Source organism: Streptomyces sp. 8K308 (genome assembly GCF_004348315.1).
Classification (GTDB): Bacteria; Actinomycetota; Actinomycetes; order Streptomycetales; family Streptomycetaceae; genus Streptomyces.
In genome coordinates this window covers 1-8217 of the sequence record NZ_SMKC01000313.1, presented here as the reverse complement: position 1 = coordinate 8217, position 8217 = coordinate 1, and the positions used below count along the sequence as shown (strand labels likewise).

11 protein-coding genes are annotated in these 8217 nt (G+C 74.1%); 3 read left to right on the top strand and 8 right to left on the bottom strand.

Annotated features, from left to right (window positions below; all coding sequences use genetic code 11):
- Positions 1 to 337: 337 nt before the first annotated feature.
- Positions 338 to 1120 (top strand): SDR family oxidoreductase, encoded by a 783-nt coding sequence (locus E1265_RS29455; protein WP_132934044.1) that lies wholly within the window; start codon positions 338 to 340, stop codon positions 1118 to 1120.
- A gap of 7 nt (positions 1121 to 1127) precedes the next feature.
- Here the strand turns inward: E1265_RS29455 and E1265_RS29450 are convergent, their stop codons facing one another.
- Positions 1128 to 1757, bottom strand: coding sequence for a LysE family translocator (locus tag E1265_RS29450; protein ID WP_132934043.1), 630 nt, complete (start codon positions 1755 to 1757; stop codon positions 1128 to 1130).
- 281 nt (positions 1758 to 2038) lie between these two features.
- On the opposite strand from E1265_RS29450, the gene E1265_RS29445 reads away from it, so the two are divergent.
- Positions 2039 to 2467: a hypothetical protein gene (locus E1265_RS29445; RefSeq protein WP_132934042.1), complete on the top strand. Its 429-nt coding sequence runs from the start codon at positions 2039 to 2041 to the stop codon at positions 2465 to 2467.
- Positions 2468 to 2485: 18 nt separating this feature from the next.
- Here E1265_RS29445 and E1265_RS29440 read toward each other — a convergent pair whose 3' ends face one another.
- The 7 genes from E1265_RS29440 to E1265_RS29410 all read right to left on the bottom strand — a co-directional run bounded on the left by E1265_RS29440 (position 2486) and on the right by E1265_RS29410 (position 7399).
- Positions 2486 to 2971, bottom strand: coding sequence for a hypothetical protein (locus E1265_RS29440; protein ID WP_207931260.1), 486 nt, complete (start codon positions 2969 to 2971; stop codon positions 2486 to 2488).
- A complete protein-coding gene (locus tag E1265_RS29435; protein ID WP_132934041.1) occupies positions 2968 to 3297 on the bottom strand; it encodes a ribbon-helix-helix protein, CopG family in 330 nt (109 codons plus the stop codon). Before E1265_RS29435 ends, E1265_RS29440 begins: the two co-directional genes overlap by 4 nt.
- A 200-nt stretch (positions 3298 to 3497) precedes the next feature.
- Positions 3498 to 3806 carry a hypothetical protein gene (locus E1265_RS29430; protein WP_132934040.1) on the bottom strand — a complete coding sequence of 103 codons (309 nt, stop codon included), beginning with the start codon at positions 3804 to 3806 and terminating at the stop codon, positions 3498 to 3500.
- A 163-nt stretch (positions 3807 to 3969) separates the two neighbouring features.
- Positions 3970 to 4377 (bottom strand): peptide-methionine (R)-S-oxide reductase MsrB, encoded by a 408-nt coding sequence (gene msrB, locus E1265_RS29425; RefSeq protein ID WP_132934039.1) that lies wholly within the window; start codon positions 4375 to 4377, stop codon positions 3970 to 3972.
- Between the two features lie 33 nt (positions 4378 to 4410).
- Complete coding sequence (gene murC, locus E1265_RS29420) at positions 4411 to 5853, bottom strand: UDP-N-acetylmuramate--L-alanine ligase (protein ID WP_132934038.1); 1443 nt, start codon at positions 5851 to 5853, stop codon at positions 4411 to 4413.
- Between the two features lie 132 nt (positions 5854 to 5985).
- On the bottom strand, positions 5986 to 6453 hold the full coding sequence (locus E1265_RS29415) for an indole-3-glycerol phosphate synthase (RefSeq protein WP_132934037.1): 468 nt from the start codon (positions 6451 to 6453) through the stop codon (positions 5986 to 5988).
- Between the two features lie 166 nt (positions 6454 to 6619).
- Entirely contained in the window at positions 6620 to 7399 is a 780-nt protein-coding gene (locus E1265_RS29410) for a pyrimidine reductase family protein (protein ID WP_132934036.1), read from the bottom strand.
- A gap of 93 nt (positions 7400 to 7492) precedes the next feature.
- Here E1265_RS29410 and zapE point away from each other — a divergent pair.
- Positions 7493 to 8217: cell division protein ZapE (gene zapE / locus E1265_RS29405; protein WP_132934035.1), on the top strand; the 725-nt coding region annotated here is incomplete at its 3' end.

Here is an 8217-nt window from a genome sequence, read left to right as displayed (position 1 = left end):
CCGTCCCACCCCCGGACGTGGCCGGCCGCCTCCTCCTGCCGCCGGAGTCGGCGGCCGTGCTGCGGCGGTCAGGCGACGCCCGGCCGGTGCGGTGATCGGCCGGGCCCTGCTACCGTGCGGCGCATGGGTTCCTGATGGCGCCGGCGCCACGTTCGAGGCAGCGGTTCGCGGATGCCGCGACCGCCACATCAGGTGTGCCCTTCTCTCCGGCTCCTCCCGGTCACCTGCCCGTCGGCGTCCGCCCCTTCCCCTCTCCTCTCCGGGCCCCGCTGACCTCGTGCGTTCGCCATCCCATCGCGCCATCGCGAGACGCACCGAACCACCGAGGGAGACGAACATGCCCGACACCCGACTCGACGGCAGCAACGTCCTGGTCACCGGAGGCGCCGGCAACATCGGCGCCGCCATCAGCCGCGCGTTCGCGGCGCAGGGCGCCCGGGTGGCGGTCCACTACCTGGCCCAGGACCCGCCCGCGCCGGACGACACCGAATGGGCCCACGTCACACCGACCGCCGGCGCGGCCGAGGCGCTCGCCCGGGAACTCGGCAACGGCTCGTTCGCGGTCAGCGCCGACCTGTCACGGCCCGAGGCGGCCGGGGAGTTGGTGGCCACGGTCGTGGACCGGCTCGGCTCGATCGACGTCCTGGTCAACAACGCGGCGCACTGCGAGACGCCGGACGACGTCGACACCCTGACCTACGCCTCGCTTGAGCGGCACTACCGGGTCAACGCCTTCGCCCCCGCCGTCCTCATCAGCGAGGTCGCCCGGCTGCGGAGGGGCGAAGCCCCGCTGTCCGTCGTGAACATCACGACGGACGCGGCCCGGGCCTTCCCGGGCCAGACCGGCTACGGCACGTCGAAGGCGGCCCTGGAGGCCGTCACCCGGTCCACCGCCCTCGACCTGGCCCCGCGGGGCATCCGGGTCAACGCCGTGGCGCCGGGTCCGGTGCAGACGGGCTGGATGGGAGACGACCTCGCCGCCGAGGTGACGGCACTCGTGCCGCTCGGCCGCCTCGGCGAACCGGCGGACATCGCCGACGCCGTGGTCTACCTGGCCTCCCACCAGGCCCGCTGGATCACGGGCCAGGTCCTCCAGGTCGCCGGCGGCCACGCGCTCTGACGGCGGCTCAGCTCTCGATCGCCAGCCGGACGCCGAGGGCTATCAGCACACCGCCCGAGACCTGTTCGAGCCGGCGGCGGACGCCGGGGCGGCTCAGGACGTGGCGGAGGCGGCCGACGCCCCAGACGTAGGTGGCGTAGTAGCCGGTCTCGAAGACGGCCCAGACGACGGCCAGGGCCAGCATGGTCGTCAGGTGGGGCGCCCCGGCGGGGACGAACTGCGGGAGGAAGGCCATCGCGAAGATGCCGGCCTTGGGGTTGGCCAGGTTGAGCAGCAGGCCGGCGCGGTAGTCGCGCCAGCCGGAGGAGGCGGGGTCGGCGGAGGCGGCCGCGTCGGCGAGCGAGGCGCCGTCAGCGCGGCGGGCGGCGCGCAGCGCCTGGATGCCGAAGCCGACCAGCACCACGGCGCCGACGACGCGCATGACGTCGTACGCCGCCTCGGACGCCTCAAGCAGTGCGGTGAGGCCGAGGGCGGCGAAGACGCCCCAGAGGAAGACCCCACTCTCGTTGCCGAGCACCGTGAGCATGCCGGACCAGCGGCCGCGCAGCGAGTTGCGGATGATCAGGACCGTGCTCGGCCCCGGCGAGGCGGCGACCAGCGTGCAGGCGCCGAGGAAGGCGAGGAGGTGAGACCACATGGCGGCCATTCTGGCCGGCGGGCACCGGGCTCGGCGAACGAGTTCCGCCGGGGCGCGGTGGATCGGCCGGAGGCGGCGCTCCGGGACGGCGGCGGAACCGACGAGCCCTCGGGTGCGTGACAGTCAGGAGGAGGGATTCCGTGATGCGCGAGACACCCCGGCGGCAGGCGGATCGAACGGCACGCGAAGCGGCAGAACGAGCCGCCGCGCGGGCGGACCTGGGCTCCCACGTCGAATCGCACGCGATCCGCGAGGGAGTCGGCACGCTCAGCCTTGTCAGCATGAGCCTGGTGCCCGCGCTCCTCAGTGCGGGGATCGGTCTGAGGGCCGGCCCGTACGGCCCCGCCGTCAGGGCCGTCGCCACGGGGCTGCTGGTCCTCGCGGCCCTGGGGTCCGTCGTGGCGCTCTGGGCCGAACTCCGCCGGACCCGCCGCCGCAGGCGGACGCACCTCTTCGAGCGCGGCCTCGTGGTCACCGGTCCTGAGCCGCCCCTGGCCTGCGCCTGGCACGACGTCCGCGTCATCGAACGCAGGCAGACCGTCGGCGATCCGCGTACGGGTCGGTACACGCAACGCTGGATGGTGCTCAGCACGCGCGGCGGCGATCGGCTCAGCGCCCCGGGCGACGCACGCTTCCTGTGCAAACTCAAGGCGACGTCCCCGGCTGCCGCGTCCGTACACCGCGCGATGCGCGGCAGCGCTGGCGCCTGACGTTGCCACGGGCTGGCCTCAGACGGCGACGACGTGCACGTCCGGCGGGGCCAGCACCTCCAGGTAGGCGTGGATGTCGTCCGGATCGCTGGTGAAGATCACCGCGCTGCCGTGCCGGGCAGCCGCCAGGGCCACCCAGGCGTCCACCGCGTCCGGCCGCTTCTTCGCCGGCAGGGCGGCCTGCCCCAGCGCCGTGCCGATGCGCCGCCAGTCGGCCAGGTCCGGGCCCGTCGCGCAGGCCAGACACTCGGGACGGCCCGCGTTCGTCGGGCGCATGGGCGGCTCGGACGTGCGGGCCCGTGGGACGGTGCAGTCCTTGAGCACCGTGGACACGGCGTGCACCAGCGCCGGACGCGGGCGCCACACCTGGGCGAGGACCGGGCCGAGCACCAGCGCCCGATGCGGGGCGGCGCGCAGACCGTCATGGAGCGCCGCCGCCTTCGCCTTGCCGTCGGCGAGCGCGATGAGCATGCCGCTGTCGTAGACCGGCACCCGTGCGCTCACGCGGCATGTCCTGGACGATGGCCCTGCCGGTCTCGGCCGTGGACGAGACCGAGAGCCTCCTCGACCTCGCGGCGTTCCTGCTCCGTGAGCTCGGCTGGGGCCGCGACGACGGGCTCGTCGGGCAGTTCGCCAGCTTCCCGCTCCGCCTGGGCGATGAGCGCGTCCACCCCGGCGAACTGTGCCTCTATGGCATCGCTCTCGGCCATCTGCCGGGTCGCGGCATGCACCAGGTACGCCGAGACGTCCATGCCCGCCCGCTCCGCGTGCTGCCTGATGCGCTCGGCCTGCTGCTGCTCCAGGCTGATGCTGATCCGCGTCTTCGCCATACCGACGACCGTATGACGCGTATTACCTCATGCGCAAGCGGCCACGTCCCAGAACGGTCCGGGGTGCCGCCACGCGCTCGCCGCCGTGGCCACCACCCGCGCCGAGCCGGGCGGCGATGACTGACCGGAGGCCGAACTCCGGTAGGGAGGTGGGCGAGGCGGCGGAGGGCCCGCCGCCTCGCGAGTGAGCGGCGGTGCCGTCAGGGAACGGTGCAGACGACCACGGCACGCACCTGCTGCGCCGTGGTGCCGGTGTTCCTGGCGAAGACCGACCAGCCGGTGCCGGAGGCGTAGGAGTCGGTCGCGTAGATGTCGAAGCCGCTGGTCCTGAAGCCGCCTCCGGTGGGCACCTGCCCGGCCGGACAGGTCACCCCGGCGAAGTTCTGCGAGCCGGGAGGGACCGTCACGTTGGTCCCCTCGATCTGGTTGTGCGCGGCCAGCGGCTCCGCCGCCTGGGGCTTGTCGGCGGACCCGTCGTCGTCGTCGACGGCCGCGCCGGCGGTGGCCATGCCGGCGAGGGCGATCGTGGTGGTGATCAGGCGAGGATTCTGCCGCGTCTCATCTCGGCCTCCGGGCGTGCGGGTGGCGGGACCCTCCACACGCTACGGAGCGGACATGACAACGTGAGGGGGCGCGGCGCCCGGCACGCGAGGCCCGGGCACCGCGCGCGGCTCACTCGTCCGGCTCGAGCCGGACGGCGATGGAGTTGATGCAGTACCGCAGGTCGGTGGGGGTGCCGTAGCCCTCGCCCTCGAAGACGTGGCCGAGGTGCGAGCCGCACGTCGCGCAGAGCACCTCGACGCGGGGCCGGCCGGGCAGCGAGCGGTCCTCGCGGGTCTCGACCGCGTCCGTGCTCGCCGGGTCATAGAAAGACGGCCAGCCGCAGTGCGACTCGAACTTGGTGGCGGAGCGGAACAGCTCGGCGCCGCAGGCCCGGCAGTTGTAGACGCCGACGGTCTTGGTGTCCGTGTACTCGCCGGTGAAGGCCCGCTCGGTGCCGGCCTGGCGCAGCACCTGGTACTCCTCGTCGGTGAGCTGGGCCCGCCACTCCTCGTCGGACTTCTCGACCTTGTATCCCATGGGTGCTCCTTCGAAGACGGGACGGGTGCGCCGTCAGTGTGCGGCGAGGCGGGCGAGGATCTTCGGGCCGAGCTCGGTCACGTCACCCGCGCCCATGGTGAGAACGAGATCGCCCGGCCGGGCCATTCCCGCGACCGCCTCGGGCACGGCGGCCTTGTCGTGCTCGGCCCGGGCCTCGGCGCCGTGCGCCAGGGCCGCGTCGATGATCAGCTGGCTGGTGACGCCCGGGATCGGATCCTCGCGGGCCGGGTAGATGTCCAGCACCAGGCAGGCGTCGGCCAGCGTCAGGGCCTCGCCCATCTCGGTGGCCAACTCCCGGGTGCGGCTGAAGAGATGGGGCTGGAAGACCACGAGCACCCGGCCGTCGCCGCCGGTCGCGCCGCGGATGGCCTCCAGGTCGGCGGACATCTCGGTCGGGTGGTGCGCGTAGGAGTCGATGACCTGGACGCCACCCGCCTCGCCCTTGGGCTGGAGCCGGCGGCGGACCCCGGTGTAGCCGCCGAGGGCGCGGGCCAGCTCCTCGGCCGGCACGCCGGCGGCCACGCCGGCGGCGAGCGCGGCGACGGCGTTGTGCGCGTAGTGCCGGCCGGGCACGGAGACCTGGAAGGTGAGCTCGCGGCCGTCGATCAGCACGGTGACCGCGCTGGTCAGCCCCGCGGGGACGACGCGCAGCACGCGGACGGTGGCGTCGACCGCCTCGCCGTAGGTGACGAGGCGGAGGCCGTCCCGCCCGGCGAGCCGGGCGGTGAGCTCGCGGGCACCCTCCTGGTCGGCGTTGACGACCAGGGTGCCGCCGGGCACGACGCGGTCGGCGAAGGTCTCGAAGGAGTCGTGGATCTCGTCCATCGAGGCGTAGTTGGCGTGGTGGTCGAGCTCGACGTTGAGGACGATCGCCACCTCGGGCCGGTAGCGGTGGAAGCTGCGGTCGCTCTCGTCGGCCTCGGCGACGAAGAGCTCGCCCGCGCCGTGCTCGGCGTTGGAGCCCGGCGCGTCGAGGTCGCCGCCGATGGCGTAGGAGGGGGCGAGGCCGAGGGCGGTGAGGCTGACGGCGAGCATCGAGGTCGTGGTGGTCTTGCCGTGCGTGCCGGCCACGGCGATGGTGCGCCGCCCGACCATCAGCGCGGCCAGCGCGTCCGAGCGGTGCACGACGGGGATGCCGCGGCGGGCGGCCTCGGCGAGCTCGGGGTTGTCCTGCCGGATCGCGCTGGAGACGACGACGCAGCTGGCGGCCTCGGACAGGTGGGCGGCGTCGTGGCCGACGTGCACCAGGGCGCCGAGGTCGCGCAGCGCGGCAGCCGTCTCGGAGTCGCGGGAGTCGCTGCCTGCGACCTGGGCGCCACGGCGGGTGAGGATCTTGGCGATGCCCGACATGCCGGCGCCACCGATGCCGATGAAGTGCGGCCGTTCCATCGTCGGCGGGATCGCGGGGGCGACCTCCGGTGCCGGCGCGGTCTCCGATGCCGGTGAAGCGGGCATGCGTCTTGTCTCCCTGGTCTTCCCTGTCGGGCGGCGTGCCCCCCGATTGTCGCACCCGCCGGCGGCGCGGCCGGGCGACCGGCCCTGTTCGTCCGGCTTGCGCGCCGTGCCGGTTCCGCCTGCGCGCCGCGCCTACTCCGCGTGCGCGAACAGCTTGAGCACCGGTACGCCGACCTTGTGTCTGGCCCGGGAGGCCCAGTCCCGGTGGAACAGCTCCTCCACGTAGTGCGGGGCGGTGAGGACGATGACCTCGTCGGCGCCGGTCTCCTCGACCACGGCGGTCAGCAGGTCGAGCGGGCGGTCGTCGATGAGCCGGCCGACGGCGTCGGCGCCGGTGGCGCGCAGCGCGTCGAGCGAGCGGGCCAGGGCCGCCTCCGCCGGGCCCGTCGCCTCCTCGCCCTCGGGGACGTCGGCCTCGTGGACGGCCTCGCGGAGCTCGCCGAGTGCGACGTCGTCCAGTGCGCGGAGCAGCCGGTCCTGGTCGCCGCGCGGCTGCATGAGCACCACGAAGGCCTGCGGCTCGTCGCCGTGCAGGGTGGTGACGAGCTGGACGTCGGTGGGCACCATGGGCTTTTCGATCATCAGTACGGTCGTGATCACGGTGAGCGCCCTTCTACGGGAGCCGGGACCCGCGCATCCCGGCGAACGTTCTTCCCCGTGGCCGCCCGAGCCCGCCCGAGCCCGCCGGTGGTCGCCGGTGCGGTCGGGGCGTCGCACGAGGGGTGTGCGCTGTTCAGTCTGCCCACATCAGGATAAGCGGAACGTCTCATTCCGCAGATCGTCGGTAACGGCTGAAGAGGAAACCGGACTCGGCCAGCAGATCCGTCAGCTCCAGGTCGACCGGCGTCTCGATCTCGGGACCGCTCATCACCCGGGGCGCCGTGCCGACGGTGTACCGGGGGGAGACCGTCAGACACACCTCGTCGACCACCCCGGCCGCCGCGAGCTGGCCGAGCAGCCGGGGACCGCCCTCGGTCAGCAGCCGGGTGTAGCCGCGCCGGGCCAGCTCCGGCTTGATGCGGTGCGGGGCGACGCCGGCCTCGTCGCCGGCCGTGACGACCTCGGCGCCGGCCTCCCGGGCGGCGACCAGGCCGGAGTGCGGGGCCTTGGCACCGGTGATGACCAGGGTGGGGACGTCGGGCTCGGTGAACAGCGGCAGCGAGAAGTCCAGGTGCAGGCTGGCGCTGACGACGGCGATGGCCGGCACGCTCGTCTGCCCGGCCGCCGCCCGGCGCTCGGCGAACTCCGCGCGCCGGCGCGCGGGCCGGTAACGCTCCTCGCGCACGGTCTCCGCGCCCACGATCACGACGTCGGCAAGACCGCGGAGCACCCCGAAGATCCGCATGTCGGCGTCGTTGGAGAGCGGCCGCGAACGCCCGCCGTGGTGCGCGGCGCCGTCCATCGAGGACACCATGTTGGCCCGCAGCCAGGGGGAGCCGGCCGCCGCGGCCTCCGGGTAGGCGTAGGCGTCGGCGAGCTCCGCGAGCTCCCACTCGCGCTCGGGGTCTCCGGTCGGCTGGGACGGCACGGGAAACAGGCGTCGCATGGGGCGCAGTGTGGCACACCACAGTGCCCGCGGCCTGTTCGCGCACCGGGCGCCGAAGCGGTGGCGGCCGGTTCCGGTTTACAGTGGGAGACTGTGTCAGCCAGCACCACCCCAGAGCCCGCCGGCGGCGATCCCGCAGCCGGACCGGTGGCCCTGTGCTCCCGCGAACCCCGGGTCCCGGCCGAGCGACTCGTGGCGGAGCTCGTGCCACCGCCGCGCTTCGACTCCGTCCGCTTCGACACCTACATACCCGACGCGGCGCAGCCGTCCCAGCGCTCCGCCGTCAAGGTGCTCGCGGAGTTCGCGGCCGGCCTCGGCACGCCCGTCGGCGGTGAGAACCGCCGTGGCCTGTGGCCCCGGCGGCAGCGCCGGCCGAGCGCCTCCGAGCCGCGCGGCGTCTACCTGGACGGCGGCTACGGCGTCGGCAAGACCCACCTGCTCGCCTCCCTCTGGCACGCGGTACCCGCCGCCCCCGAGGCGAAGGCGTTCGGCACCTTCGTCGAGCTGACCAACCTCGTCGGCGCCCTCGGCTTCCAGCAGACCGTGCGCACCCTGGCCGGACACCGGCTGCTGTGCATCGACGAGTTCGAACTCGACGACCCGGGCGACACGGTGCTGGTCTCCTCGCTGCTCAGCCGCCTCGTCGCGGAGGGGGTGGCGCTCGCCGCCACCTCCAACACGCTGCCCGACAAGCTCGGCGAGGGCCGCTTCGCCGCGGCCGACTTCCTGCGCGAGATCCAGGGCCTCGCCGCGCACTTCCGCGCCCTGCGGATCGACGGCGACGACTACCGGCACCGCGGCCTCCCCCTGTCTCTTTA